Origin of the sequence: Loktanella gaetbuli (assembly GCF_020531945.1) — a bacterium.
GTDB classification, from domain to species: Bacteria; Pseudomonadota; Alphaproteobacteria; order Rhodobacterales; family Rhodobacteraceae; genus Loktanella; species Loktanella gaetbuli.
In genome coordinates this window covers 266,689-290,684 of the sequence record NZ_JAJATZ010000002.1, presented here as the reverse complement: position 1 = coordinate 290,684, position 23,996 = coordinate 266,689, and the positions used below count along the sequence as shown (strand labels likewise).

Annotated in this window: 29 protein-coding genes; 1 reads left to right on the top strand and 28 read right to left on the bottom strand. The window is 61.0% G+C overall.

Features of this window, described 5'->3' with window-relative positions:
* Positions 1-61 precede the first annotated feature (61 nt).
* The 25 genes from LGQ03_RS05005 to LGQ03_RS04885 all read right to left on the bottom strand — a co-directional run bounded on the left by LGQ03_RS05005 (position 62) and on the right by LGQ03_RS04885 (position 18,065).
* Positions 62-463, bottom strand: coding sequence for a hypothetical protein (locus LGQ03_RS05005; RefSeq protein WP_226747504.1), 402 nt, complete (start codon positions 461-463; stop codon positions 62-64).
* Between the two features lie 12 nt (positions 464-475).
* Positions 476-1,390, bottom strand: a complete 915-nt coding sequence (locus LGQ03_RS05000; RefSeq protein ID WP_226747503.1) for a Mu-like prophage major head subunit gpT family protein — start codon at positions 1,388-1,390, stop codon at positions 476-478.
* 3 nt (positions 1,391-1,393) lie between these two features.
* Positions 1,394-2,359 carry a phage protease gene (locus LGQ03_RS04995; RefSeq protein WP_226747502.1) on the bottom strand — a complete coding sequence of 322 codons (966 nt, stop codon included), beginning with the start codon at positions 2,357-2,359 and terminating at the stop codon, positions 1,394-1,396.
* Between the two features lie 334 nt (positions 2,360-2,693).
* Positions 2,694-3,896, bottom strand: coding sequence for a phage head morphogenesis protein (locus LGQ03_RS04990; protein ID WP_226747501.1), 1,203 nt, complete (start codon positions 3,894-3,896; stop codon positions 2,694-2,696).
* The gene (locus LGQ03_RS04985) at positions 3,889-5,427 is read right to left on the bottom strand and encodes a DUF935 domain-containing protein (RefSeq protein ID WP_226747500.1); all 1,539 of its coding nucleotides are present in this window, start codon (positions 5,425-5,427) and stop codon (positions 3,889-3,891) included. The genes LGQ03_RS04990 and LGQ03_RS04985 overlap by 8 nt, the downstream gene beginning before the upstream one ends.
* Complete coding sequence (locus LGQ03_RS04980) at positions 5,424-6,989, bottom strand: hypothetical protein (RefSeq protein ID WP_226747499.1); 1,566 nt, start codon at positions 6,987-6,989, stop codon at positions 5,424-5,426. Before LGQ03_RS04980 ends, LGQ03_RS04985 begins: the two co-directional genes overlap by 4 nt.
* The gene (locus tag LGQ03_RS04975; RefSeq protein ID WP_226747498.1) at positions 6,986-7,567 is read right to left on the bottom strand and encodes a phage protein Gp27 family protein; all 582 of its coding nucleotides are present in this window, start codon (positions 7,565-7,567) and stop codon (positions 6,986-6,988) included. Before LGQ03_RS04975 ends, LGQ03_RS04980 begins: the two co-directional genes overlap by 4 nt.
* 1 nt (position 7,568) lies before the next feature.
* A complete protein-coding gene (locus tag LGQ03_RS04970) occupies positions 7,569-7,862 on the bottom strand; it encodes a VpaChn25_0724 family phage protein (RefSeq protein WP_226747497.1) in 294 nt (97 codons plus the stop codon).
* Positions 7,863-7,896: 34 nt separating this feature from the next.
* Complete coding sequence (locus tag LGQ03_RS04965; RefSeq protein WP_226747496.1) at positions 7,897-8,205, bottom strand: VpaChn25_0724 family phage protein; 309 nt, start codon at positions 8,203-8,205, stop codon at positions 7,897-7,899.
* A 2-nt stretch (positions 8,206-8,207) separates the two neighbouring features.
* Positions 8,208-8,591 (bottom strand): hypothetical protein, encoded by a 384-nt coding sequence (locus LGQ03_RS04960; RefSeq protein WP_226747495.1) that lies wholly within the window; start codon positions 8,589-8,591, stop codon positions 8,208-8,210.
* The gene (locus tag LGQ03_RS04955; protein WP_226747494.1) at positions 8,591-8,992 is read right to left on the bottom strand and encodes a hypothetical protein; all 402 of its coding nucleotides are present in this window, start codon (positions 8,990-8,992) and stop codon (positions 8,591-8,593) included. Before LGQ03_RS04955 ends, LGQ03_RS04960 begins: the two co-directional genes overlap by 1 nt.
* Before the next feature lie 4 nt (positions 8,993-8,996).
* Positions 8,997-9,218, bottom strand: coding sequence for a hypothetical protein (locus tag LGQ03_RS04950; RefSeq protein ID WP_226747493.1), 222 nt, complete (start codon positions 9,216-9,218; stop codon positions 8,997-8,999).
* A gap of 13 nt (positions 9,219-9,231) precedes the next feature.
* Positions 9,232-10,095, bottom strand: a complete 864-nt coding sequence (locus LGQ03_RS04945) for an N-acetylmuramoyl-L-alanine amidase (protein WP_226747492.1) — start codon at positions 10,093-10,095, stop codon at positions 9,232-9,234.
* Between the two features lie 190 nt (positions 10,096-10,285).
* Complete coding sequence (locus tag LGQ03_RS04940; RefSeq protein WP_226747491.1) at positions 10,286-10,744, bottom strand: hypothetical protein; 459 nt, start codon at positions 10,742-10,744, stop codon at positions 10,286-10,288.
* A gap of 102 nt (positions 10,745-10,846) precedes the next feature.
* Entirely contained in the window at positions 10,847-11,230 is a 384-nt protein-coding gene (locus LGQ03_RS04935; protein WP_226747490.1) for a hypothetical protein, read from the bottom strand.
* Positions 11,227-11,661, bottom strand: a complete 435-nt coding sequence (locus LGQ03_RS04930; RefSeq protein ID WP_226747489.1) for a phage protein GemA/Gp16 family protein — start codon at positions 11,659-11,661, stop codon at positions 11,227-11,229. Before LGQ03_RS04930 ends, LGQ03_RS04935 begins: the two co-directional genes overlap by 4 nt.
* Positions 11,662-11,664: 3 nt before the next feature.
* Positions 11,665-12,309, bottom strand: coding sequence for a DUF3164 family protein (locus LGQ03_RS04925; RefSeq protein WP_226747488.1), 645 nt, complete (start codon positions 12,307-12,309; stop codon positions 11,665-11,667).
* Between the two features lie 136 nt (positions 12,310-12,445).
* Entirely contained in the window at positions 12,446-12,784 is a 339-nt protein-coding gene (locus LGQ03_RS04920; RefSeq protein WP_226747487.1) for a hypothetical protein, read from the bottom strand.
* Positions 12,781-13,152 (bottom strand): hypothetical protein, encoded by a 372-nt coding sequence (locus LGQ03_RS04915; protein ID WP_226747486.1) that lies wholly within the window; start codon positions 13,150-13,152, stop codon positions 12,781-12,783. Before LGQ03_RS04915 ends, LGQ03_RS04920 begins: the two co-directional genes overlap by 4 nt.
* Positions 13,149-13,712 (bottom strand): hypothetical protein, encoded by a 564-nt coding sequence (locus LGQ03_RS04910; protein ID WP_226747485.1) that lies wholly within the window; start codon positions 13,710-13,712, stop codon positions 13,149-13,151. Before LGQ03_RS04910 ends, LGQ03_RS04915 begins: the two co-directional genes overlap by 4 nt.
* Positions 13,712-14,467 carry an AAA family ATPase gene (locus tag LGQ03_RS04905; protein WP_226747484.1) on the bottom strand — a complete coding sequence of 252 codons (756 nt, stop codon included), beginning with the start codon at positions 14,465-14,467 and terminating at the stop codon, positions 13,712-13,714. Before LGQ03_RS04905 ends, LGQ03_RS04910 begins: the two co-directional genes overlap by 1 nt.
* Positions 14,468-14,524: 57 nt before the next feature.
* Positions 14,525-16,663, bottom strand: coding sequence for a transposase domain-containing protein (locus LGQ03_RS04900; protein ID WP_226747483.1), 2,139 nt, complete (start codon positions 16,661-16,663; stop codon positions 14,525-14,527).
* Positions 16,660-17,508, bottom strand: a complete 849-nt coding sequence (locus LGQ03_RS04895) for a ParB/RepB/Spo0J family partition protein (RefSeq protein ID WP_226747482.1) — start codon at positions 17,506-17,508, stop codon at positions 16,660-16,662. Before LGQ03_RS04895 ends, LGQ03_RS04900 begins: the two co-directional genes overlap by 4 nt.
* 87 nt (positions 17,509-17,595) lie before the next feature.
* Complete coding sequence (locus tag LGQ03_RS04890; RefSeq protein ID WP_226747481.1) at positions 17,596-17,826, bottom strand: hypothetical protein; 231 nt, start codon at positions 17,824-17,826, stop codon at positions 17,596-17,598.
* Positions 17,823-18,065 (bottom strand): hypothetical protein, encoded by a 243-nt coding sequence (locus LGQ03_RS04885; protein ID WP_226747480.1) that lies wholly within the window; start codon positions 18,063-18,065, stop codon positions 17,823-17,825. The genes LGQ03_RS04890 and LGQ03_RS04885 overlap by 4 nt, the downstream gene beginning before the upstream one ends.
* Before the next feature lie 285 nt (positions 18,066-18,350).
* Here LGQ03_RS04885 and LGQ03_RS04880 point away from each other — a divergent pair, with 285 nt between their 5' ends.
* On the top strand, positions 18,351-18,839 hold the full coding sequence (locus LGQ03_RS04880) for a S24 family peptidase (protein WP_226747479.1): 489 nt from the start codon (positions 18,351-18,353) through the stop codon (positions 18,837-18,839).
* On the opposite strand, the gene LGQ03_RS04875 is transcribed toward LGQ03_RS04880, so the two are convergent.
* The 3 genes from LGQ03_RS04875 to LGQ03_RS04865 are packed head-to-tail and all read right to left on the bottom strand — an operon-like array spanning position 18,840 to position 23,637.
* Positions 18,840-19,253: a hypothetical protein gene (locus LGQ03_RS04875; RefSeq protein WP_226747478.1), complete on the bottom strand. Its 414-nt coding sequence runs from the start codon at positions 19,251-19,253 to the stop codon at positions 18,840-18,842. It abuts the gene before it with no gap.
* Positions 19,254-19,297: 44 nt separating this feature from the next.
* Entirely contained in the window at positions 19,298-21,835 is a 2,538-nt protein-coding gene (locus LGQ03_RS04870; protein WP_226747477.1) for a DEAD/DEAH box helicase, read from the bottom strand.
* Positions 21,832-23,637: a site-specific DNA-methyltransferase gene (locus LGQ03_RS04865; protein ID WP_226747476.1), complete on the bottom strand. Its 1,806-nt coding sequence runs from the start codon at positions 23,635-23,637 to the stop codon at positions 21,832-21,834. The genes LGQ03_RS04870 and LGQ03_RS04865 overlap by 4 nt, the downstream gene beginning before the upstream one ends.
* Between the last annotated feature and the right edge of the window lie 359 nt (positions 23,638-23,996).

The window sequence follows — 23,996 nt, the reverse complement described above, 5'->3', positions numbered from 1 at the left end:
GGGCGTATCGGCAACCGCAGCCATCTGGGAGGATGTCTGCTTGCCGCGGCGCCGAATGGGGTCAGGCCTTCAACGGGGCCTTGAAGCCACCTTTGAGGAGCTGCTCCATCGCCGCGTCGCGCAGTTCCGGTGTGACCAGCTTGTCGTCGATCGCCACGGCGGCACGCAGCTTGCCCATGTCAGGCAGTCCGCCCTTGGTGAAATCGTCGTCCACCATCTGGGGGATCGCGGACAGCAGCGCGTCGATGACCTCGGCCTCGGTCGGGATCGTTGCCGGCACGTCGCTGGCCGCGATCTCGGCCGGAGTAGCGGCGCGGACCTTCAGGTGCGGCTCGTTCTCGATCGCCTTTGCGTGGGCGTCGGTGAAGTCGTCGCTGTCCACGACGGTGCCGTCCTTGGTCCACATCCGCCCGGCCCGGAAAAATGTGCCCGACGGTGTGGTGGCTTGAATGAAGAGTTTCATGCGCGCGCTCCCTTACGCGGCCCAGTCGTCAACGACGATCTCGACCTTGTTGTAATGCTTGTTGTCGCCACCGTTCGGCAGGCTGCGGACCGCAAAGATGTCCTCGGCCGCGGACTGGTTGTCGGCGTTGACGACGATCATGTTGGGCGCGATCCCCAGCGGGCGGCCGCCGTCAGCTGTCACCTTGCGCATCGCGGTGCGGGCGGCCTCGAAGTTGGCGACCGTCAGTGGCTGGCGCGAGCAATAGGCCATCTGCCAGAAGCCGAAGCCTGCCTCGCAGCGATACCGGATGCCCCATTGGAACTCGTCCTTGGTGAACACCACGTCCGAGGTTTTGGGATCCATTTTCATGGTCATCTCGGGTTTGGTACGTTCCTGGAAGATGAACGGCTTGAGCACCTTGCGGGTGTCCAGCAGATACCAGGCAGGCTCCAGACCGTCGGCGTAGTTGGCGACGGTCGTGACAGCACCGGTCCCGTCAGGGTTGGCATAGACCGGATGATCCACATCGAAGAAGTTCTGCCCGTCGTAGCAGAGCGAGGCCGTGCCTTGCCCCATCAGGTCAGAGATCAGCCGGTCCGGGTGCTGTGCGGATTCCTGACCCATGTGCGCGGCAATCGGGGAATAGTGACCGTATTGATCATCCTCGATCGCGGTGCGTTTGACGCCGAGCGTGGCCTCGAACAGGCGGTTGGTGATCTCGTAGCCCTGGGACTTCATGTCCTTGACAACGCGGTCGCCGATCCATTCGCGCAGTTGCGGGAAATCTTGCAGCCAGCCGTAGGTGTTGGAACTGGTCGTGGACGGCACCAGCGTGGCGACCTTCTTCCAGAACGGGTCGACCGACATCTGGGCGTAGGCATCCTTGAACGCCTTCTGGATCGAGGTGTTCAGCGCCAGGAGCAGTGCGGGGGTGATGATAGCCATGGATCAGGCCTCCTGTTCGGCCTTGGCCGTGGCGAATTCCGCCTCGGTCAGACCCATCTGTTTTGCGACGGCGATCTCCTCGGCGGAGAGCGTGGTGGATTTCTTGTCGGGGTCCTTGTCGTCCAGATCGGACTTGCCGCCGACGATGACCGGCATCTTGGCGACCGTCGCGGTAAAGGCCTCGATGCCCTGCGCCTTTGCCATGGCGAGGAAGCCTTCCTTGGCAGCGGGCGCGATCTTGCCGGCGGCGACACCCGCATCGACGGCGGCCGTGATGGCCTGATCGGCACGGGCGGTTTCCGCCTTTTCCATCTCGGTCAGCTTGGCGTTGGCCGCATCCAGTTGTGCTTTGGCGACATAGAGCGTCGGGTCCGGTGCCTTGGCGCTGGCGGTGTGGACCTCCAGCTTGAGGTCCTTGATCTTGGCCACCGCGTCGGCGGCGGTCGCGTCCGAGGCAAGCCCCAGCGCGTCGAGGACGGCTTTGTCCATGGTGTCGTTCTCCTTTGTGGTGCCCGCCTTCGCGAGCTCTGGCATTTTGAAACCGGGGGTGTTGGTCAGACCGACAGAGATCAGACGGGTGATCTCGCCGGTCGCGGGGTCGGCCGCGTAGCCGATCGACAGAAACTTGTAGGCCTTGGACGCGACCCAGGCGGCCCCCTGTTCGTTCCACTCGACACGCCCCCAAAGCGCCCCGTCGCGCGTTTCGATCTCGCGCACCCAGCCGTAGGCCGGGGCCTCAAGACCCTGATCGGCGCGGACGTGCGTTGCGTGCTCGACATCAATCGGCAGCGGGTGGCCGTAGGCGCGGAAGGCAGCGATCACCTGGTCGGGCCGTGTCAGCCGATGCTTGCGCCCGTCATTGGCGGCAAGCTCCGGCCCCTTGGGGGTCAGTTGGACCCACTCGGGTGCGGCACCGCCATCGGCGGCCAAAGCAACGGGGGTGATTTGTGAAATACGGGCAGTGTTCATGCTGCCGTTGTGACATCGCGCGCGCGACGGGTAGCCCCCGAACGCAGTCAGGGGTCTGACCGACTGGTCTAGAAGAATTTCCGCGAGCCGCTCAGAGGGCCATACAGGGCCTTCACTGCCAAAACCCTACCCACGGTCGTCAAAACCAAAAGGGGGGTATTTAAACGGTATTTAATCGAGCTCTCAGGGCCTATTGCGTCGCAGGGTGGTTGTCGGATCGGCACCCGGCGGTTGATTTTGGCCCGGTATCGGGATATTTCGGAATTGCACCTGAGTCATTCGGAGTACCGGCAAACAGTGCTGTGAGGGGTTTCCGACCCTCCAGGTGCATCCTTCACCTCAACTGCTCGACATCGGTTGCTGTGAGATCAGCCAGCCACTTGCGCTGCGTCGTGCGATGTATCGTCTTGATCCAGAATTCATTCGTCGCCGGAATATTTTTGATGACGGCGATCCACGGCTCTAGTCCATCGACCATCACCAGCAGATCGTCTTGACCCCGCCTGCGGTCACGGGCCAGCGGCCCCTCGACAATCGCCTCAGAAACACGTGCCATCACGTCCGGCGTGACCGGCGCGGCTTTCGCGCCGACCTTCGCGCCGTATTCGTCAGTGATGCGCACAAAGGCCGCACGGTTGCCCACGGCCTCGGCGATGTCAGGCGGCATAAAGCCGACAGCGACCTTCGCGCCGCTTTGGCCAGCAAGAACGCGCTGCACCAACCAAGAGGACGCCATATCTCGAAGGGCTGTCCGCGCCTGAGCCTCCGGTAAATCAACGACCCGGCGTTCGAGAAAGCCTTGCATCGCCGCCTGACGCATCGCACCCGGATTGCGGTCCCAGCCGGGATCGATGCCGACGGGAACCATTTTGGTCTCGCCGGTGCGGTTGTTCAGCCATTCGCGTGTGTCGATCTCGGGGCTGTCGTCGATGCCCAGTTCCTCGGCGCGGGAGCGCGAGATCTGCATGACCCAGCATTTGCAGCCCCAACCGTTGGGTGGATACCAGGTTTGCCAGAACGGATCATCGACCGGCAGGACCAGCCATTCCTTGGCCGCGTGGTGCGGGCGGTGCCGTTCGCTTGGTCCCAGGCGATAGGCCAGATAGGGCAGGGCCGCCTTGGTCCGCTGGATCCGGTCCCATTGGCCGGCCGCGCGGGCCGATCGCAGGTTGGCGTCATAGATCGTGCGCAGACGGCGCGGTGTGCCCAGCTTCGCCGGGGCTGTCTCTCCGGTGGCCGGGTCAGTGACGGCCTGCGTGCCCCACCAGCCGCGGGCCTGAAGGCGGGGGCGCAACCGCTTCTGAAACTCCGTAAAGGGCAGTCCGTCATCAAGGGCCGTTTGCAGCTCGGCACGGATATCGCCCAGGACGTCGAGGCTGGTGGCCTTGGCCACACTGAAGGCGACGGCGTGTTCCTCGGGTTCGACATCCAGCCAGCTAAAGGCGGGTTGCCAGCCCTTGTTGGCGAGAAAGCGCGACGCCCCGGGAGGTGGGCCCGGATCAAAGCTGTAGTTTGGCCGGTCGTCAGCTTCAGCCATCCGCCACGTCCCCCGCGGCGCGGGCGGTAAAGCTGGCGCGCACGAGCTGGTCGATCAGGCGAGAGCTGGGCAAGCCATCGATCTTGTCCAGGGCCGCACGGGCGGTCTCATAGCTGTCTGCCTCAGCGATCGCCGCCATGAACGGCTCCATCAACTCGTCCATGACCGGTTCCCAGTCCGACAGCATGTCGCGCTGAATGTCGTCGATCACATCGCCCTCTGAACCGTACCGCGAAAACCACACCCGCGCCTTTCTGGTTGGCTCCGGGGCCGCAGGCGCACCGCCAAAGACTTCGTCGTCATCGTCGGGGTCGGACATGCGCACGATCCCGCGCGCCTCGGTCGCCTTGAAGGTCACACCGACACCGGCGAGTGCCACGACCCCATCGACCTTGGCCTTGATGTCCTCGGGTTCTTCGACCGTGATCAGGACCTTGGGAAAGCCTTTGACCGGGCCGAAGTTCAGGAGCACCGCCGGGATCACTAGGTCCCGATTGATCGAGCCAGTGATGCCCCGCGCGTCGGCTGTGGCGACGTCGTGGCGAACTTCGTTGTGGACATTGGCCTGCGCCTGGCTGGACCCGTTGTCCGTGGTCATCGTCTGACCCAGCACCGCCTTGCTGATCTGCTCATCCACATAGCGGGCGAGGTTTTCAAAGATCGGCTGGCTGCCGTTGCCGGACGTGTTCTGGACGAATTCGATATCCATATGCTTGGGGATCACTGCCGCCGCATCCGTGCCGATGTTGGCGACCGCGCGGAACAAGGTGGCCACATCCTGCTTTGTCGCGGCCTGATCGTATTTGCCCAGGCGCAGTGGCAGGCCGTAGGTTTCGACAAAGGCCATCCAATCCTTGACCGTGTAAGCCTTGCACATCCAGCTAAAGGCCACGACGCGGGCCAAGCCACCACGAAAGGCCTGACCGGATTTGAGTTTGGCGGTGTGGACGATGAACCGGAACGGACGCAGCTCGACCCCGTCCAGCGGATCGGCATCATCACGCAGCCTGATTTTGCGTCCTGTCTCACGGTCGAACTGGAAAAAGCGCTGCGTCCGCCAGACAAAGCCGCGGGGCGTCCAGCCAGTCGCGTCCGTGGACCAGTCGATCTCGACCACGGCAAAACCCTTGCCGACGGCATCCATCAGATCCTCGACCAGGTCCGCGAATTGATCGTGCCCGGTGATATTGTCCTCGACCCATTTGGCGATTGCCATGTCGGCGGCATCCTCGGAGAAGGGTTTGACCGTTGCCTTGATGCCGGACACGGCACGTTTGCGCTGGCCCAGGACAGAGGCGTAGTGCGGATCGCGCTCTTCCATCTCTTCGGCCAGCGTCATGAAGGCGTCCAGCTCGCCCCGGTCGCAGTCCTGCAGAATACCCGCCAGCGCCTGCGGCGTAAGACCGCTGGCCACCGACTCGACCCACGACTGGCGGACCCCCGTCATCCCGCCTTCGGCTTGTTCCTCGGTCAGCTCGCTTGTCTTGACCAAGCGGCCCCAGGCGTCGCGTAACACATCCCTGATTTTCACCATAGCCCCTCGCGTGATCCAAAGCCTGCGGTCGTCTCGACCGTCTTTCCGTCATCGTCAGGCCGCCCGCCCCGAGGCACCCGCTCGTAGGTCGCGACCTGGTATTCGGTCTTGAGGGCCGCCAGCAGGAGCATCAGGGCGACGAAGGCATCGCCGTGGCGTCCCTTGTTGCGCTCGTTCGGGATTGTCGGGATGCCGCGCACCAGTTTGACCGCCCGCATGTCGTCGCGGACGTCGACATCATTGGCGAGGCTGATCGTCTGATCCTCGAAGTGCTTTTTCACCCGCGGCCCGTGTTCGAGGTAGTAGCCCTGGCTCAGCTTCACTGCCTCGATCCGGTCATAGCCGAACCGCTCCTGGCATCGCTCGGCCAGGCCAAGGCCGTTGCCTGTCGCGTCGAACTTGGCCCCCAGAAACCGCGCCAACCCGGTGATGACGCATTCGATCACCTGGTATTGCTGTTCGATCGGCATGTTCTTGAGCTCGATCATCAGCGGCACCACGACAGACAGGTCGCGCTGTTCCTGTCCGATGGCGAGGATGGTCAGGTCAGAGGTGCGACCAAAGTCTTCGCCCATCGCGGTCAACCGATCATCGTCCAGCCGGGTCAGGTGTGACACGACCTCGTTGTCGAGGAAGGTCTGCACGAAGGCCCTGCGCTCTTCGGCAGGCCGCAACTCGAACCCTGACGGACACGACAGCCGGGCAATGTGATGCGCGTCGGTCATGCAGGCCTCGACCGCTGCGGCCGAGATATAGGCTCCGCTGCCCATCTTGGGGATGCAGTGCAATTCCTCGTCGGCGTCGTCGCCGTAGAAGGCCATGATGTCCGCGATCTTCTCGGCTTTGGCCTCGGGTGTATTGGGCCAGCCGCGCGATAGCGCCATCTGTTCGTACCAGCCGTCGTTGACGGCATCGTCAAAGGTGACCCGCAAGACGACGCCCTTACGCTTGCCGGACCGGACGTCGGCGATCAAACGGTTGAAGGCGTTCTCCGCGCCGTCGTGCGTGCTGATCACCAGTACCTTGCCGCCCAGCATCAAGAGCGCCACCGCAGCTTTGAGCATCTCGTCCAACTCATCGTGGAACGCGGCCTCGTCAAAGATCACGAAGCCCTGGCGGCCACGCAAGCTGCGCGGCTTGCTCGTCAGGGCAACGATGTCGAAACCGGAGGCAAACCGGATGCGAAAGGCGTTGATGTCCTTGTCCGCCCCTTCCTCGGTCTGGTCCTTGAAGATGAACTCCTCGACGGCGCTCGCAGCGGGCATGAAGGCCTTGGCCCACATCGCGCAGACGTCGATGAACTCTTGCGCCATGTCCAGATTAAACCCGATGTAGAGCACGTCCATTCCGCCAGCCGCCCGTTGCGCACCAGCCGTCAGAACGGCGTCCGACCCGATCCCCCAAGTCATGCCGATGCGGCGCGACTTTTCACAAACGACGAGTTGTTCCGTCGCCATCAGTGACAGCAGGCGCTGCTGGTAAGGCAGCAGGACGGAGGGCAGGTCGCCCCCTGCCACCATGCTGGCGGGCAATTCATGTCTGGCTGCGGGCTGTGTCATACCGTGACCCCGAGGATGCGCGCCTTGATCGCGGCGGCGGTTTCAGCGGTAAAGCCGAAGGCCTTGGCGTTCTGGGTCAGGTCATCTGCGACAGCCGCCTTGGCCTCGCGTGCGGCCTGTTCGGCGATGCGCTTTTCCTGATCGGCCGTCATCTTCTCGCGCATGCCGGACGAACTCATGACGTCCTTGAGCATCTTGCCCAGGAACGCCAGCTCGCGCGGGTCAATCTCTTCACCCTCTTTAAGCATCTGGGATTTCATGACCTTGAAGGCCAGCGTCGTGATCATCTGAAACAGGACGTTGTGGCGCTTGGCTTCCTCTTCGAGGCCGTTGCCTTCCATCCAACTGACCGCCCAGGCGCTCGCCTCTTCCTGGGCGCGGGCCATCTGTTCGTATTCCTGGCCGTAGGCATGCACCGCCGATTTGCCGATCCGCACCTCGAGGCCGCGCTCTTCAAGCTTGTCGTTCAGATCCGCTGCGAGTTCGACATAGCCGGAAAACCCGCGCTCCTTCAGCGCGTCCTGAAGCCAGTCGCGCAACTCCTTGGGCAGCAGATCGATCTTGCGGGGCGGGGGCATGTCAGCGCCGCGCCGTCGGACGTTTGACACCGGGATGAACGCTACGGCCAAGCGCCACCTCTGCGCCCCGCACGGTGGCCGTCGCGATGACCACATGGCCGTGGTCCGTTATCTCGATCAATTCGGCATCTGCCAGCCAGGCAAGTGCGGCCCGCATCTGGTCCTCGGTCGTGGACACACCGACACCATTGACCACGTCGATCAGGATCGAGGCGTTCGACGTGTAGTCAGACGACCGTTCGAGGTGCCGCAGGATCGACAGGCGGCGGTGTTCGGTTTCAGGGTTTGCAGCCATGTTGAAGGCTCCTTTAAGGGGTATTGAAACGGGTTCAGGGATCGGGGCGCATGACGCCCGGGACTGTCCGCGTGCCGTCGGCGACCTCGCGCCCATCGACCGTGATGCGGGCGATGATCTCGTCCGCATGCCGTCGGACCGAGATCAGCTCTTGCTCTTCCAGCCACTGCAGGGCCGCGACCGTCTGATCCATCGTCGAGGGCACGCCCAGGCGTTGGCAATTCAGGCGCAGCAGGCTTGCCGCTGCCTCGTAGCGGGGTGTGCCCAGCAGGTATTCCAGGATTTCGAGGCGGCGCTTCTCCGTCTCGATCCTGACCACGCTGTTGGCCCATTGGCGCAGCATGCTCACTTGCCGCGCTCCGCATTGGCCAGGACACCCCGGTAAAGCGTGTCGACCATCTGGGCCGTATGCGCGCCGGTCACTTCCAGCTTGGCGATCGAGACTGCCAGCGCCTGAAGGTCAGACTTTGTGGCCAACGATCCCATGCGGTTTTCCACAGCGGACAGCCGGGTTTCGACCTTCTTGAGGTCCTCGCCCAAACGGCCCTGATCCTTTTCGACCAGCTCCAACCGGTTCACGATGTCCTTGTGGCCTGACGTCAATCCGCTGAAATCAGACTGCACCCGGCTGGATACGCGCCCCCAGAACCAGCGCCCGACGACACCCAGCAATGTGATTGTTCCGATGATCAGGCCCAGCAGTTCCTTTCCGCCCGCAATCCACTCCATCACCACAACCCCCTTGCCAGGGCCGCATAGACAAGCAGCATCAAACCGGCCTGAAGGCTGATCGCCAAACGGTAGGGCAGGCCCCATGGGCGTCCGATCAGACGGACCGTGGCGGCGACCCAGAGGCCCATCATCGCGACGATCCCCGACAGCAGGTCCGGCGCGGGATGCAGTTCCCAAAGATTGAAGCCAGAGTTCACCAGCAGCCGTGCCGCGACGTAGTAAGATCGCTCTACCAGCACGGCGGCCCCGAACAGGAACAAGGGGCTGGCGACCGGCGTAAGGCTACCCGGTGCACGAGCGTAGGGCAGCACGGCAAGCGCGTTCCAAAGGATCAACAAGATCGAAAGACACAGCGCGACATGCCCTGCAAGTGTAACGGCAGACCAGCCCAATTCCATGGGCCTAGCCCTTGGTCAGTTTGATCGGGGCGTTGGCTTTGATCCGGCCATAGAACGCGACAGCCCCCGCGGCGCTGGCGGCAATACCAGTCAAAAGCTGCGACAGGGTTTCCGCGTCAGCCTCGGATGTCGCATAGCCAAGCAGGTTCAGCAGGCCGATGATCACGGCCGCGACAGCGCCCCAGATCGTTTTCGACGCAAAGGGAGATTTGGGTGAGTTCAACATCGGTCGGGTCCTTTCAGGTGGGTTTGGTCAGTTCGGCGGTGTAGTCGGCGACGATCCATCCCTCTTGTCCGCCCCACAGGACGCGCATCCAGGGCCGCCCGGCAAAGATGCCTTCGCGGATGACCGGCACGGCGGTGCCGTCGGGGATCGCTGCGATGACGTTGGGGTTGAAGCTGGGCCAGCGGCGCATGTTCAGGCGGCTGCCACGGGTGGCGATCTGGACAAGCTGCTGGCCCTGGCGGCGGGATGATTGTTCCTCGGCGGCAAGGTCAGCTGGGTCATCACGGCCCAGAACCTTGGCGCGGATCGCCTCAAGCGGGAACAGCGGGTTTGTGTCTGTCTTGCGACCAGGCGAGACATACCAGTGGGTGCGGATGTCCGTCAGCGTCGGGATGCCTGCGAAGAGTGCCGTGCAGAGTGCGGTGACCGTGGCGATCTGCTCGGGCGTGTAGTCCATCCACCAGCCGTGGCCGTGTTCGTCTGTCGTGACCTCGTGGATGTGGAATGTCTCAACGTTGAAGGTCTCCTTGAACCACGACCGCGCAAAGCCATGCCCCGCCGCCGTCATGCGACCGGGGTTCACGATCTCGATCCCGATGGAAAATCCGTTGCAGCCGGTCTGGCCGTGGTAGTCCGACCGGCCCGCATGGTTGGCGCGCCGGTTGGTCGCAACCTGCTGGATCAGCGACCCGTCACGCTCAACGACAAAGTGGACTGATACCTTGGCACCGTTGTTTGCCAGGTAGGTCGCGGCGGACCCTTCGTCCAAGCGGCTGGCCGTGTCGTGCAGAACAATCAGGCTGGGTTCAATCGTGCCGCCAAAATGCTTTGCGGCCTGCCAGGTGGCAGTTGTGATCTTGTGGCGGGAAAGTTTCATGGCGCGGGCTCCGGGCGGCAGTGTCCCGGTCAATTTGCCATCGCGCGCGCGGGCGGTAGCCTCCGACTGCAGTCGGGTGGATAGGCTTAATTCAAGAGGAAATTTAATCGGGTTCAGCCATCCGATAGAAACAAATGACTGAACCCGGCCCTGATGATTGATTTCACATCATCGGGTGCTGTCGTTTCGGTCAGGCTTCGCTTTGGTCACTGTCCAGACCGAAAATCGGAGTGACCTTCATGGTGCCGTCTTCGTCGTCATCGGTAATGTCGAAAAAGATGTCGTCGATCATCGATTCCAGCGGCGTGATCCACTGCTTTCCGGTTTGGTTGGTATAGTGTTGGGCCTGGTCAGCCCACACCTTGTTCAGATAATCAATCTTCACGGGGATCATCCCGGTTGCTTTCCCGACGTCCAAGTTCGGCATAGTGATATGGCCAAGGCCCAGGTTTTCCAGCTCTCCTTTATCCAAGTCCCTTGGATCGGTCGGCATCGGCTTCTTGGGATCTTGCGCCATGAACCGCGCTGTCGTTTCCATTATTGTGGCGACGACAGCTTTCTTGACTTCATCCTTGTATTCCGGACGCGCTAGCAAGTCGCGGAAATGCTTCTTACTAATTACGTCGTTCGGTGGCATGTCCTGTTGCATTTTAAATCTCCTCGCTGAATATCGCGGCCCAATAAACCGCAAGTTGACGTTACGTCCGGGGAAGCCGACCTGACAAGAAAAACGAGCCGGAGTTGGTTTGACCTAGAGCGGCAGTTTTGGCTGATCGATGGTCCGGTCGCGTTCGGCGTTGTAGCGTTCGACCGTCCGCAGGTGCAAATCACACTGCAACGCGACCTCGCGCAGCGAGCGACCGGCCGCGAGCATCGCCATTGCCTTGTCGCGCCGTGCAATCCGCTCTGCGTCCCTACCACGCATATGTCCGCACGGCAGAACGATGCGACCAGCCCCCATGACATCAATCAGGCGCTGCGTAGCGTCCGCGCCCAGTAGCTCGGTGACGTAGTTTGGACCGGGCCGCGTCGGAATGTTGACCTCTGTTCCGCCTCGAGCGCGAAGCAGCTTGGCGGTCAGTTCCAGACCGATCGCATCCTCGATCTCTCCTGCGATGCCCGGCAGTTGGGTCATCGCTCAGTCTTGATGCAGCGTCGCGCGCACCAGTCCTTCAATGCGCGGGTCACGTCGTTGATCTGGCCCGCGTCTTGCAGCGCGTCGATGTCGATCGGCACCGAGGCCCACTTGCCCGCGAACCGTGACCGAACGAAGGCGTTCAGACCGGCACGCCCTGGGCGATCCAAGGCACCATCCTCGCCCAGCAACCGCCAGAGGACGTGAATATAGCGCAGGTCGGCGCGGGGTGCGGCCTTACGCTTGCCCGTGGCCGTGACCCGAAACCCCTTTTCCTTGAGCCGGGTCAGCAGCTTTTGCAGGTCCGCCTCGTCCATGTCCGCCATCGATGCCTTGCCCGTTACGACCAGTTGCAGGTAGCGGCGGGTGTCAGCGTCGATCGCCAGTTCACGGCAAGCGACATGGACAAGGCGTTGCAGGGCGCGGGTCACGGCTTAGGCCTTCGCCAGATCGATGGTGATCGCCTGCCAAGGGCCGTCAAAGCGGTCGCGACGGTAGCAGCGGACATAGGTTTTCGACCCGACCACGCGCATCGCGTCACGGATCGCGTCCATCGCCTTGGTCCAGCGCGGGTCCGAGATATCCAGACGAAGCAGCATGAACACTTCGGACCGATTGATCTGCCCCGCCTTGTCGGTGTTGAAAGCGCGGGTGACGATCGTGCGGATTTCGTCGCGGGCGTTGGCTGCCCACTCGTTCAGGCACTCGTCCACCAGCTCCTTGGCGATCTGGAGTTCGGGACCAAAGTCGATGTGATCGCTGACCTGCACCTGCACCTTGAACAGGCCGTCCACGCTCATCAGCGTTTTGTTGCCCTTCTTGCCGCCCAGCTTGGCCTCGTATTCTTGGGCGAGCAGCGCCTCGAAGGCCCCGATGTCGTCAAAGGTGTGTTCCTTGAACCGGGCGACCTGGTCCGACAGTGCGCAGGCAAAGCCCACAATCTTGCGGACGGTTTCGTCCTCCAACAGGTGCTGCGGCTTGACCAGGTCAACGGGCTTCCAGCCGCCCTTGCCGTCGCCGATTTCGATGCGGCCGTCGATCTCGCGACGGCCGGAGCCGATGGGGGTCATGTCAGTCATGGGTGTGGTCCTTTTTGTCGATGGCGGCGATGAACACGGCAAAGGCGAAAACGCCCACGACCGTGCCCGCGATGAAAATCAGGGTGCCGGTCATGTCCGGTTCTCCTTTTTTGCGGATTTCATTGGATGGTGCGGATCAGGCATCTGGCTCTCCATCATCAAGGACGGAGGCCGCGAGATCGTCTTGGGCGATCACGGCCAGCAACTCGTTGCAGAATTCCGGCACGGTCTGGCCACGCTCATGGGCGAGTGGCCGCAAACGGCTCACGGTCTGCGGGGCCACAGACATCAAGGTCGGCCGCTGCCCCGCGCCCATGCCGGTGCGAAACTTCGGGATGACCTCGCCATTGCGCCGCGCCTTGCAGCAATAGTGGTAGACCGTCGCGATCTGCCGATCGACTTCGAGCGCGATCTGCGCGGGGGCCATGCCTTCCTTGGCGAGGGCGATGATACGGGTCTCGATTTCACCAGTCATTTGCGGGCCTCCGCCAGAAAGACCGGGCAGCGGTGGCAGGCGCGGTACATCTTGACGCCTTGCGCATTGGCCCCGTTGAACACGCGGGCGCGCCTGCGCCATGCCTGGCATTGATCCAGGGGCAGTTCCCCCAGCGCCGGGCAATCGCGTGTCGCGGCCAGCAGCTTGCCCGTGACCAGCTCTTCGACCAGGTCGAGCTCGGCTGCGTATTTGTTGCGCAAGACTTGACTGACCAACGCGGGCGACCGTTCGAGCCGCCTTGCGACCTTGTTCTGCGAGGTCTCCTCGCAGGCTTCGGCCAGACGCAGGACCCAGTTGGGTAAAGCTGCACCCCATGCCTCGCGGGCCACTGTCACAGCACCGCTCATGCCAAGGCCTCCGGCATGTGGGTGATCTCGTTTAGGTTCGGATCATAGACGACCGTCACCCGGCGTTCGCGCGGGGGCAGGGGGCCGGTGTTGCGGCGCAGTCGGTAGGTTGCCTCGCGTTTGCCGGGGATCGCCTTTTCCACAACCTTGAAATAGCCGCCCTTGAGTAGCAGGCGGCAAAAGTCGCGCGCGTCGTCCTCGTTGACAGCAAGCCAGTCGGTCGTCGCATGGGCGACCACATCGCGCGGTGTGAACTGACCAAGGCCGCGCATGGCCTCCCACATCAGATCGTGGGGCGTGCGGGTCTGTTTCAGGCGCTCCTCGCGGACCACCTTGGGCGGGCGGTGTTCGTTCTTGACCCGAAAATAGAGCCGTCCCTTGTAGCCCTTGCCGCAGGCATCGACCTTGCCTTCGTCGACCCAGCCCTTGACGATCTTGGTGACCGTGCCGGGAGCGAGCTTGGTTTTCGCGGCCAGTTCGAGGAAGCTGAACTGGTCCAGTGTTGTGGCCAGGTTCCAGCATTTGACCTGCGTGCGGTTTGCGTAAGGATTGCTGGCCATCAGCGTGCCCCCCGTTCGAGGTCGCCGAACTTGCGGATTTCAGGGGCGATCCCGGTAAAGAACTGCTTGCGCCCCCAGTCGTTAACATCGACCGTCTGCAGGCCCTCGACCTGGGCGAATTCGCGCACACGGTCGAGGTTCACGCAGATGCGCCGGATTGAGCTCATAGACGCCTCCAGCAGCTTCTTGCGCAGGGGCTGTGTCAGCTCGATCCCCGGCGCGTAAATCCGCGCCAGGTGGTTTACGTCGCTCATGTCACCTGGTTCGGCGGCGACCCAGTCGAGGATGCGCCCGTGGACCCGTTCCCATTCCCGCAGCTTCTGCGGCAACAGCTCTTCACCGATCAGAATGACCGGGGCCTGACTGCCCTCGTAGATGTCGCGGACGATCTCGATCATGCGGCGCTGGACCAGGTGATCGGCCTCGTCGATGATCAGCGGGCGGTCCGTCATGGCCAGATGAGCACTGATCTGATCCAGCATGTCGCCGATGGTCTTGGCGGCGGGCACGGCCAGTTCGGCAAGGATCGCCTCGCACAGCTTCTTCTTGGTCCAGACCGATTTGACCTGCACCGTCACGGCGTGAAACTTGTTCGTGGCATAGATGCCTGCCGTCGTTTTTCCGAACCCGCTGGGGCCGTAGAACGTCCCCATGCCCGGCAAATTTGGCGACCGGTTCTGAATTCTGTCGATCAACGCCACAAGGGCTGCTACGTTGCGTAGCGGGGCGACCGAATTTTGTGTTGCGTCTTGCATGCTGCACTGCTCCTTCGTGTTGCTCTTACCGCCGTCCGGGCCGCCACCCGGCGGCGGTTATTCTTTGGCCAGGACCTCAAGCCCGAAATCCGCGACCATGCCTTGCCAGGTTCTGTATTCAGCGGTGCCCTGATACCCGGCCAACCAGCGCTGTTGTTCCTTGGTCACCGCGTCACCCGCAGCGATCATCTCTTCCAGGGCGCGGGCGCGCATGAATGTCTCGCGCCCGTCGCGTTCTGCTGTTTCCGCCGCCCGCGCGGCGCGGGCCTGATCGAGGTCGGCGACCATCGCGGCCTGTGCGGCCTGCACGTCGGCGCTGATCGGAGCCGGGGACGGCGCGCGCGCCTTGTCAAAGAGCGGTCGCACGACCTTGGCGGCGACGGGCTCGTCTGCGACCTCGACGGGTGGCAGCGCATCGGCCACATCGCGGGCGGTCAACTGACGGTAGGCATCCAGTTCGCCCTTGGCGGCCTTGGTGTATTCGCGCTTGGCGCGGGCGGTGGCGCGGGCGTCGTCGACATCAAAGAAGCCTGACTTTTCCGAGCAGGGCGCAAAGCCGAGGTATTCGTTGGCGTTGGAATAGATGTGTAGACCATCCCACAGCGCCTGACGGTCGAACCGGACCACGACCTTCTGGCCCATGATCCCGTGCATCCAGTCCGCCCAGTAGCGGTTGCGCATGAAATTGATCTGGCCGGTGTTGGCGTTGACCTTGATGCCCTCGGCACCCATCAGCCACAGCCTGCGCTGCGCCTCTGTCGCTTTGCGGATCGGGGCGGTCGCATAGCTTTCGGCAAATACGTCGTCGAAACTGCGACCGTAGGCGACCTCTGACCGACGGTCGGGCCGCGCGTTGTGGGCCGCGATCTCTTCGTCGACGATCTGGGTGAACAGCGCCAGCGGCACTGCCCGTTCGCCATAGTTTTCAGGTTTGGCGAGCGGTGTGTTGCCCGTGTAGGCCCCGGCAAAGGCCGGATGCTTGGCGATGCGATCGCATAGATCACGGAACGCGCGTTCGATAGGTTTTGACTGACCCGAAAACGGCAGGGCCCAGTGGATTTCGCAGCCAAGGCTGGTCAGCAGACCAGATGGATCGTCTTCTTTGACCTTGAAGCGGAACCGGTTCTTGACCCCGCCGGTGATCATTTTGGATGCGAACTCGCGCCCGTTATCCAGCAGCACATGCTCGGGGATGCCCCAGCGTTCGATCAGGTCGCCGATGGTCAGTTGGACGCAATGGCTATTGGCCGTCCGGTCGATCCGGTGGGCCAGCAGCTTGCCGGAATAGATATCCTGAAATGCGCACAACTGTGGCCGTGCGATCTCGGCCCGCAGGCCGTCCGCTGTTGCCGGGAACTGCACGAACACGTCAAAGCGGTGAAAGTCGCCGTTGATCCCTTCCAGGGCCTGCATCGCGGATTTGTCGCGGGTCTGGGCCGGGCGCATGCGTTTCAGCGCCTCATATCCCTTGCGCGCCAGCGTCAGCATGGTGGGCGACAGGTCGCGGTCCAACTGGCGGCGGACCGTGTGCAGCGGGGCAACGTCCAGCCCCTCGGCCTTGGCGATCCGCACGACACGGTCGTAGACGGATTTGAGGCTGGGGGCCTCGGGGCGCAAATAATCGGCCTTGATGTAGTCAAGGAATGTCGGGTCGATAGTGGCACGGCGCTTGCCCTTGACCGCGGCGCGGTGCCGGGGCGCGAGATAGGGCAGGCGGTCATCGGACCGCACACCGTCGATCATGGCAAACCAGTTAAAGATGGTGCGCTGCGACTTGCCCGACAGTGCCGCCGCGTCATCAACCGCGACGATCCGGCTCGCCCCGCCTTGCTCCATGGCCTCGACGGACTGGATCACTTTCAAGCGTTCCTCTGCCGTGGCTTTGGCCTTGGCAGGCAGCCCCTCGAACCACGCCCAAGCTTCGTCGCGGCTAGGCTTGTCGGATGCGGCGGGCAGGGGGGCAGCATCGCTGGACTTGGTCAGCAGCTTTTGCTGTGCGCGGGCCGGAAACAGCGTCCAATGGTATTCGCGCCCACCACCGCGCCCGGCGCGACGGCGCACCAGTTGGGGCGCGCGATCCCAGCCAAGGCGCTGTGCCATCGCGTTGATGCGGCGCTTGGTGCCGGGCATATCCGGCAGCCCTGCGGCGGCGATCTCGGCGGCGGTCCACCATTCCTGTTGCGGCGCACGGGTCATTGCGGGTCAGCGCCCCCATCATCGATGGCGTCCAGCAGTGCGGCCAGATCATCGGCCTGCATGGCAACAAAGCGTTTGCGGGCTGCCTTGCTGGATCGGGCCCACGCATCGCGCAGGGCCAACAACTGCTGTTCAACAGGGTCTTTAACGGGGCGATGCCGGACCGGTTTCAGCGCTTGCGCCAGCTTCTTGACCTCACCGTTGGCAAAGGCCTCGACGGCGTCCTCGCGCAGGTCGGGGTCTGCCTTGGCGAATGCCAAGAGGTCGTTCAGCGTGGTGCGCGCCGGGGCCGCGTGCAGGCGGGCCGCCATGGCCTTGTTGATCGTTGCGCCGACCTCAACAAGGCGACGAACTTTTCTTTCGGACAGGCCAGTCTGCTTTGCCGTTTGGCTCACAAAGGATGCAACGGCAATGTCTGCCGTTGCATCCCAGCGAACAACGGCACCTGCTTTTCCTTGAGCAGATTCAGGGTGTTCCGCCAGATATTCACGACGACGCGCGGCCAGGTGAATGGCACGGTCGAGGTCGTTCAGATCGGCGCGGGCAAGGTTGGCGTCGATCTCGATCAATCGGATCGCGGCGGCTGGCCCTTCGTAGCAGCGGACCGGAATGTCATCCAGTTTCAGCAGCTTGAGCGCGGCCATCCGATGCGCCCCGTCGATCAGCTCGAATTGGCCCTTGGGCAGGCGTCGCACGATGACAGGCGTCAACAACCCGTGCTCTTCGATCGACCGCACGATGGACCCGATCGCGATTGGGTCGACTTCGCGCAGGCGGTCCTTCGGGATCGTGATGGATAAACGCGACAGTGCGTTGACGGTGGGGATGAACTTCGCGCGGCTCATGACAGGCCACCCGCAATGAACAGGCTACCGATCAGGATGATGGCGAGTGCAATGACACCAAGGATGTCCGTCAGGATTGTGCGCAGGTCATACATTGCGCGCACTCACAGCTCTGGCGATCTGGCGTGTTCGTTCGATCTGGTCAGCGGTCGCCCGCGCTTGTGCCGACACGCGCAACAGGTGCTGGCTGCAACTTGGCGCGGTGATCGACAGGATCAATTGCATGGCAAAGGCCACGCGCTGTTCCTCGGTCATCAGTTCTGCGGCATCTGCGGCCATCTGAACGGCGGGTGAGGTGGTGAAAGGGACCAAGTTCATGCGGCTTTCCCCTTGCTGGACGGGCGCGGAACATCGGCAGGCCACGCCAGATCGGCGGGCCAGTGTTCATCAAACCAGCGCATTGCGTTGTTGAAGGTTGTGACAGTGCAGCCCTTGTCCTCCCGCAGGCGGTCAAACAGGCGGGCGTTGGTGGTGATCTTATTCGAGATCGTGGCCTCACTGCCGCCTGTGAAGGCAGTGTGCAGCTCGGCCAGTTTGATAAGGGCATTCGTTTCCATGCGCTCATTAGTGCCTAAAGGCATTACACTGTCAATGCCTTTAGGCACTATTTTGGAAACACAGCGTTTTCTTGTGCTTGCGCAAATTCAGTGTAATTTGGCACCATGATAACCACCGCTGAGGTCTTTGACCTGGTCGAAAGATACAGGAAGCAGTTGGGCCTTTCGCAAGCGGAGGTCGCTCAACGCGCGTTTGGCCAAGACAGCAGCGCAGCGATACAAGGGCTTCGGCGTGGAAAGTCCCCAGGCATCGAAAGGTTAAGTGCAATCTGCGATGCCGTGGGCTTGGAACTTTACCTCGGGCCGCCGAGGACTTTCGCACAGCCTGAAAGCGAAACACTTGGCGATAATGACGAAGAGTTCGTCAAAGTACGCCGATATGATGTGAAATTATCGGCAGGCCCCGGGCGAAGTGGGGATAACTCCGCGCCGCTGTCGCCAGTTGCCTTTCGTACCGCTTGGATGACCGCAGCCGGTCTGATCGCCGACAAATGCTGTGTGCTGGGTGTCCAGGGCGACAGCATGCTTCCCACGCTGTCCGACGGTGACCTTGTCTTGGTGGACGAGCGCAAGACCACCCTGCGAGATCGCAGCGTCTATGCCTTCGTCGACGTCACCGGCGACGCCCGCATCAAACGCCTGGAACGCCTCGACGACCAGCTCCTCATCCGCTCCGACAACCCCGACCACGCCATTGAGATCCGCAAACCCGCCGAAGCCAACCTAATCCGCCTGATCGGCAAGGTCGTCTGGTCGGGGCATAGCTGGCGGTAGTTAGGACGAACCGTTTCCCGAACTGCGTTCGATCCAATCCGCAATCGCATCATGAAGCATCCACATCGAGGGAGCGCTGACTGATGGCTCATCCACACCATGAACAGTGAAGTGGCACCAGTCTGCTTCGTCCATCTTCCACTCGCCTATGATTTCACCGTCGGTCAGTAAGACATCGCCCTTCGTCGACTCATCAGAGTACCCAAGCATGATAATGTCGCGTCTTAGAATGCCACCACCGTCGACCAACTCGCAGATCGTACGGAATTGATCTTGCACCGCTTCAATGGTGGGTCCGGTCACCTGACCTTGTCTGTAGGATTTGTACGATATGATGCCTATAACTTGCCCGGACCCTCCAGCTTTATCTATACTGCAGGCCAGATCGCCGTGAACTTCAGTGGACATTTTCAATTTACAGGCCCTTTTCCGAGGTGGGTTGTTAAGCCCACACTTTGTCATTCGAGGAAAACCATCTCGCTGATCGAAAATACATCCTTCAAAACGATTCTGTGCAATCTCTCTGCGTAGCCTGCCCGCACCCATTCACCGCTATCTCGATAGGTCCAAAATACCTTGCGGTACTCACGATGTTGGACCCTGATTTTGTCGATGTTCCGGTCAGATTGCAGTCGTCCAGTGTCCCCGTCATCCTTGATTTCAACCAGTGCGATCGCGTTCGGCGTCGCCCGCCCTGCGACTCCAACGATAAAGTCAGGGAAAAAGTTTTTGCCACTGGGCAAGACAATTCTCGTCGCCCAACTTTCATTTTCCGGGTTGCGCATCCACCACAAGACGGTGCCCGTGCCGTCTTGGTCGAGGACTTCCGCAAACTTTTGCTCTTCTTGATTAAGCCGCGCCGGGAACACACCGTATGCGGACTTTTCCGCAGGTTGTAGTCCATGGGGCCCCATATAGTTGTCTGGAATGGGCACCGTATTAGAGAGCCTAACGTTTCGACCTTGGGCGATCTTCATTGCGTCTTTAAGTTTCCCCGGCTCGCCCATGACGGCCATGTCCAGTGCACGCCGTAGGTCACGTTCCTCCGCCTCAATACCTTGATCATCGACTACGTGCCGAAGTTCATTTATCAGCGCGCGCTTCAGTAACCGGGGATCAATCGTATCGTTGAAGTTGAAGGCCATTTGCGCCTTTTCGGCTACGCGTGCGTTTGACAGCCTGAGCCGAAGATCAACTTCTTCAGACATGTTGGCGACAAACAAGTCACTTAGGCTCATCGTGGCCTTGGTCTTCCGCTTTTGCAGCAAGGAAACAACATTTGAAGAATTACAGAAAATCTTTGCGATATCATCAACCAACTGGTCCGCTTGCGCAGGGTTTGGCGGAAGCTCTCGCCACAGACCTTTCGGCAGATCAAGGTCAGTTCGCAATGGGTATGCTCTTTGCTCAGGCTTAGGCTGCGTGACTTCCAAGCGGTCTGGTTTGTCAGTTTCCGGTAAGTCACCAAACAATGGTGTCTGTGTCATTTGCTGCCATCTTTCGCCGGCAACGATAGCCCTATCTTGCTCTGCGGCGGGCAGAGCTGCTGCGTCGGGTTTCACGAACCCGGCCTCGATTAAGCTCGAAATCCGCGTCTCACGGTCTTCTTCGCTCGACGGCATTGATGGATTAATTTGAGCCGCGGTAACGAACCCATTGATGGCTAGGGGTTTCGAAGCGGTACTCAATTCGACCAAATCAAGTCGATCTGTGATAAGCTCAATGCTTTGCCGTACCGCCTTGACCTCTTCGACGGCCGCGTCGAGACCGGCTTGCATTTCGGGATCAGTAAGAAAGACATAGCCCCGATCTAGCAGGCTATCCTGGCCGTGGAATGGCCGGACCAGTGGATGAACCCGCATGATCCGACCAACGATCTGTAGACCAAATTCCTTACCCCTGTTTGGGCGCACCGATACCAATGTCCAAGCGCGGGGCGCGTCGAAACCAGTGGCTACCGCGACCTTGAAAATGAGCACTTCCTTATCAGGGTCATAGGCGAGCGTGTGAAAGTCCGGATCGGGCTGACCTGACGTGTGCGTGGCAATCGCGCCCTCCGGCACTCCATCCTGAATCAACTTCTCGCGCACACGGTCGACAGGGTCTTCGCCGCCCGCCGCCTGATCCTCGACCTGGACCAGCATCAGCGGCGTTAAGGAAATCCCCCGCTCGGCTAAGCGTGCCTTTACGCGCTGATGCTGCGTCCAACCGGCGGTCAGTGTGGCCTGTTCATGGTCCACCAGATCACGATCCGCATCGCTCATGCGGATCACGCCCATCATCAGGCCTTCCTTGTTCAGCCCTGCATCAACCACATCGCCGCGCGGAACGATCACGCGGCTGGCCACTTCGATCCCGGCCTTGTCCTCAAAGGCTTCCAGCTTGTCATCGTTAGGCGTGGCCGTGGCCAGAACCGTGAAATCGGGCTTCAAGGCATTCAAATAGAAGTCCGCAGCCGCCTTGGCCGATGCTCCAAAATTCAGATGCGCCTCGTCGATCACCACGCCGACAAAGAAGCCGTCGTCGCGCAGCGTCTCGATCATATCGTCGAGCGACAACGCGCTTTCCTTGGTGCGGCGCACCTTGCGGGCGTCTTTGTTATTCGCGGCCACCGCGCTCCAAGTCTGGACGAACACGTCGCCATCGCGCGTGCCGACTGGCTCACGGTCCTTGGAGATGTCTCTCACGCGTAGCGATCCGCATTGATCGACAATCGCATCGCGAGTTTGTGTTACCAGCCCGGCATAGGGTGCGAACCAGAACCAGACCACGGGCCGTGACAACGCTCCGCGCAGCCCTTCAAGCGTCCGGCCCAGGACCAGCGTCTTGCCTGACCCGGTCGGCGCTTGCAGCAGGGTCACGCCGCTTTTCAGCGCGATTTCCTTCCGCTGTTGCGGGCGGTCGTTGTGATATTCAGAAACCTTGCGAATGACGCCGGTCAGCGCCTCTAGCGCGCGTGCCTGATATCCGGCCAGTGCGTAACGCCCCCCGCTCATTGTTGGAAATTCCGTACCAGCGTGTCGCGGACCGATCGGATTTCAACCTCGACGCCTGCCAATTCGCGCGCCAGTTGTCCCGGCGCCCAGGCGTAGACAAAGACGTTCTGGCGCGACCGGTCGCTTAGCCAATCCAGCAGCGCGGCGTCGTAGCGGTCCACCATGACCAGGGTTACCGCCTCGCCTTCATGGGCGTTCCAAGGGCGGGCGGTGTCATAGATGGTCAAGGGCAAGGCGTGCAGAGTTTCCAATGCGGCCCAGGCATCCTTGGGGTCCAGATCGTAATCCAGATCCTCGAAGGCGATTTCGCGGGTGCGCAGATAGGCAAACGGCGCGGCAAGATCGGCATATTTTGGGTCGTCGCTTGCATTCAGTCGCCGGACACGTTCCGCCGTAACATCACGGCAAAGGTTCTTGTCCGGCTCGCCCTCTGTCGCTTCCGTCGAAGAGACCATGATGAACCGCCGGTCGCCGCCATCCTCGGCGTTCAGCTCCATGACAGCCTGTGCAGTGGTTGCCGACCCTGCGAAGAAATCAACGACCATATCGCCGGAACTAGCGGCCTGAGCGACCAACTGTTTGATCAGTGCTTTTGGTTTTGGATTCTGGAATGCCTTTCTGCCAAAGATACTTTGTATTTCATTGGTGCCAGCACCGCCGGAACTCGTCCTCAGTGTAAAGAGATCATCAAGCTCTTCTTCGTTCATTCGTGCTATCCAGCTGCTCAATGGAGAGACATGGCTTCGAAGATCTTTCCAAAATTTCTTGAACCCTGGACGACCAAACCCAACTTTCTTCCCAACCCAAAAATCAGGATCGGTATCTATTCGGATCAATGGTTTCTTGTCTCTAGGCGTGACAGGAACATTGCCTAGCTCGATCGCGGAAAGCACTTCTTCCTTCGAGTTCCAGACCGCTATCTCTTGCCGTTCGGGGAAAACAATCATCCCGTTTTCGATATGAGCTTCCATTGTGTCTGACCGTGTCTTTTGACCCGGTTTCAGGCGTTCTTTGGATGCATATGCCCATACCCGATCAGGGTCACAAGGATACCAAATATCGGTTTTGGGATCGTGCAATGGGTAGAACAACCTCTCTCGGTCATTTCGATCGAACGCAAGTGTTAATGGATCAACATTCCATATACCGCGAGGGTCGTTGTCAGGGTTCTTATACTTTTTGTTCGACTTTTGGTTACCGGTGAAGATGAAATTAGGCTTGGCATAAACCAAAATATGTTCGTGAACATCTGAGAAGTTCCCGCCTTTCGCGCTAGTGGTGTCTCGAGTTCTCCAGACCAAGGAACCAAGTCTCATTCCCGGCATGGCCTGATCCATCATAAGCTCCAGAACCGCTCTGTTGTCATCATTGATCGAGACAAGTATCACTCCATCTTCTGCCAGCAGGTCGCGAGCCAGCGTGAACCGGCGGTACAGGAATTCTAGCCATGTGGACTGTCGAAACCGGTCCTCGGGGTCCATGTAGCGGTCGTTATAAACCCAGTCCTTGTTCCCAGTGTTATAGGGCGGGTCGACATAGATGCACTTTACCTGGCCGGAAAGCGTCATTCGCAACCAGCGCAACGCATCGAAATTGTCGCCCTCGATCACCATGTTCGCCCAGGGCGCGGACTTGTCGGATAGTTCTGGCACGATCTCGCAGGCGATGAAATTCTCGTCGATGGCCTGATCCGCTGCGATCTCGTCGCGCTCCCAGACCAGCCCGAGTTTCTTGGTCCTGTCGCGCTTTTCCAAAAGCTCGATCAACTGCGCTTTGTTAAGATCGTCATACTTGGCGGACATAGTGAGCCTGTAAATTTTAGGTGTCTGTCCCTCCTACAACGCGTGCGTGTCCCAGGCTAGGGATTCGGGGTCCGAACGGAGAATCGATTGATGCGGCGTCCCACTTAGGCCAGTCGTGAACATGGAAGGGACTCGCGAAAGCCCATTAAGACAAGGCATATGGAGGGAACTGGGACGCGCCAAATAAAGTGGGACGCTCACGTCCCACTTTGAGTAGGGTAAGGCGTGCGTTTCGCGGCCAAAGGTTGGCGACAAAGCTGCGTTTAACGCCTGTTTAAATGGGGTCTGAGGCACATTCGCCGTCTCGTTGCGCGGAGGTCGGATCAGGTCAACCAGAGGACCTGAAAGGGCGCATAAGT

Bases quoted from the DNA above. Each gene is read 5' to 3' on its own strand.
- LGQ03_RS04955 (WP_226747494.1), bottom strand. From the start codon at position 8,992: ATGGAATTGGGCTGGTCTGCCGTTACACTTGCAGGGCATGTCGCGCTG.
- LGQ03_RS04960 (WP_226747495.1), bottom strand. From the start codon at position 8,591: ATGGAGTGGATTGCGGGCGGAAAGGAACTGCTGGGCCTGATCATCGGA.
- LGQ03_RS04995 (WP_226747502.1), bottom strand. From the start codon at position 2,359: ATGAACACTGCCCGTATTTCACAAATCACCCCCGTTGCTTTGGCCGCC.
- LGQ03_RS04990 (WP_226747501.1), bottom strand. From the start codon at position 3,896: ATGGCTGAAGCTGACGACCGGCCAAACTACAGCTTTGATCCGGGCCCA.
- LGQ03_RS04935 (WP_226747490.1), bottom strand. From the start codon at position 11,230: ATGACCCAACTGCCGGGCATCGCAGGAGAGATCGAGGATGCGATCGGT.
- LGQ03_RS04920 (WP_226747487.1), bottom strand. From the start codon at position 12,784: ATGACTGGTGAAATCGAGACCCGTATCATCGCCCTCGCCAAGGAAGGC.
- LGQ03_RS04980 (WP_226747499.1), bottom strand. From the start codon at position 6,989: ATGACACAGCCCGCAGCCAGACATGAATTGCCCGCCAGCATGGTGGCA.
- LGQ03_RS04945 (WP_226747492.1), bottom strand. From the start codon at position 10,095: ATGAAACTTTCCCGCCACAAGATCACAACTGCCACCTGGCAGGCCGCA.
- LGQ03_RS04865 (WP_226747476.1), bottom strand. From the start codon at position 23,637: ATGTCCGCCAAGTATGACGATCTTAACAAAGCGCAGTTGATCGAGCTT.
- LGQ03_RS04965 (WP_226747496.1), bottom strand. From the start codon at position 8,205: ATGCTGCGCCAATGGGCCAACAGCGTGGTCAGGATCGAGACGGAGAAG.
- LGQ03_RS04890 (WP_226747481.1), bottom strand. From the start codon at position 17,826: ATGAACTTGGTCCCTTTCACCACCTCACCCGCCGTTCAGATGGCCGCA.
- LGQ03_RS04900 (WP_226747483.1), bottom strand. From the start codon at position 16,663: ATGACCCGTGCGCCGCAACAGGAATGGTGGACCGCCGCCGAGATCGCC.
- LGQ03_RS04870 (WP_226747477.1), bottom strand. From the start codon at position 21,835: ATGAGCGGGGGGCGTTACGCACTGGCCGGATATCAGGCACGCGCGCTA.
- LGQ03_RS04940 (WP_226747491.1), bottom strand. From the start codon at position 10,744: ATGCAACAGGACATGCCACCGAACGACGTAATTAGTAAGAAGCATTTC.
- LGQ03_RS04925 (WP_226747488.1), bottom strand. From the start codon at position 12,309: ATGACTGACATGACCCCCATCGGCTCCGGCCGTCGCGAGATCGACGGC.
- LGQ03_RS04910 (WP_226747485.1), bottom strand. From the start codon at position 13,712: ATGGCCAGCAATCCTTACGCAAACCGCACGCAGGTCAAATGCTGGAAC.
- LGQ03_RS04970 (WP_226747497.1), bottom strand. From the start codon at position 7,862: ATGGCTGCAAACCCTGAAACCGAACACCGCCGCCTGTCGATCCTGCGG.
- LGQ03_RS04905 (WP_226747484.1), bottom strand. From the start codon at position 14,467: ATGCAAGACGCAACACAAAATTCGGTCGCCCCGCTACGCAACGTAGCA.
- LGQ03_RS04975 (WP_226747498.1), bottom strand. From the start codon at position 7,567: ATGCCCCCGCCCCGCAAGATCGATCTGCTGCCCAAGGAGTTGCGCGAC.
- LGQ03_RS04895 (WP_226747482.1), bottom strand. From the start codon at position 17,508: ATGAGCCGCGCGAAGTTCATCCCCACCGTCAACGCACTGTCGCGTTTA.
- LGQ03_RS04950 (WP_226747493.1), bottom strand. From the start codon at position 9,218: ATGTTGAACTCACCCAAATCTCCCTTTGCGTCGAAAACGATCTGGGGC.
- LGQ03_RS04885 (WP_226747480.1), bottom strand. From the start codon at position 18,065: ATGGAAACGAATGCCCTTATCAAACTGGCCGAGCTGCACACTGCCTTC.
- LGQ03_RS05005 (WP_226747504.1), bottom strand. From the start codon at position 463: ATGAAACTCTTCATTCAAGCCACCACACCGTCGGGCACATTTTTCCGG.
- LGQ03_RS04915 (WP_226747486.1), bottom strand. From the start codon at position 13,152: ATGAGCGGTGCTGTGACAGTGGCCCGCGAGGCATGGGGTGCAGCTTTA.
- LGQ03_RS05000 (WP_226747503.1), bottom strand. From the start codon at position 1,390: ATGGCTATCATCACCCCCGCACTGCTCCTGGCGCTGAACACCTCGATC.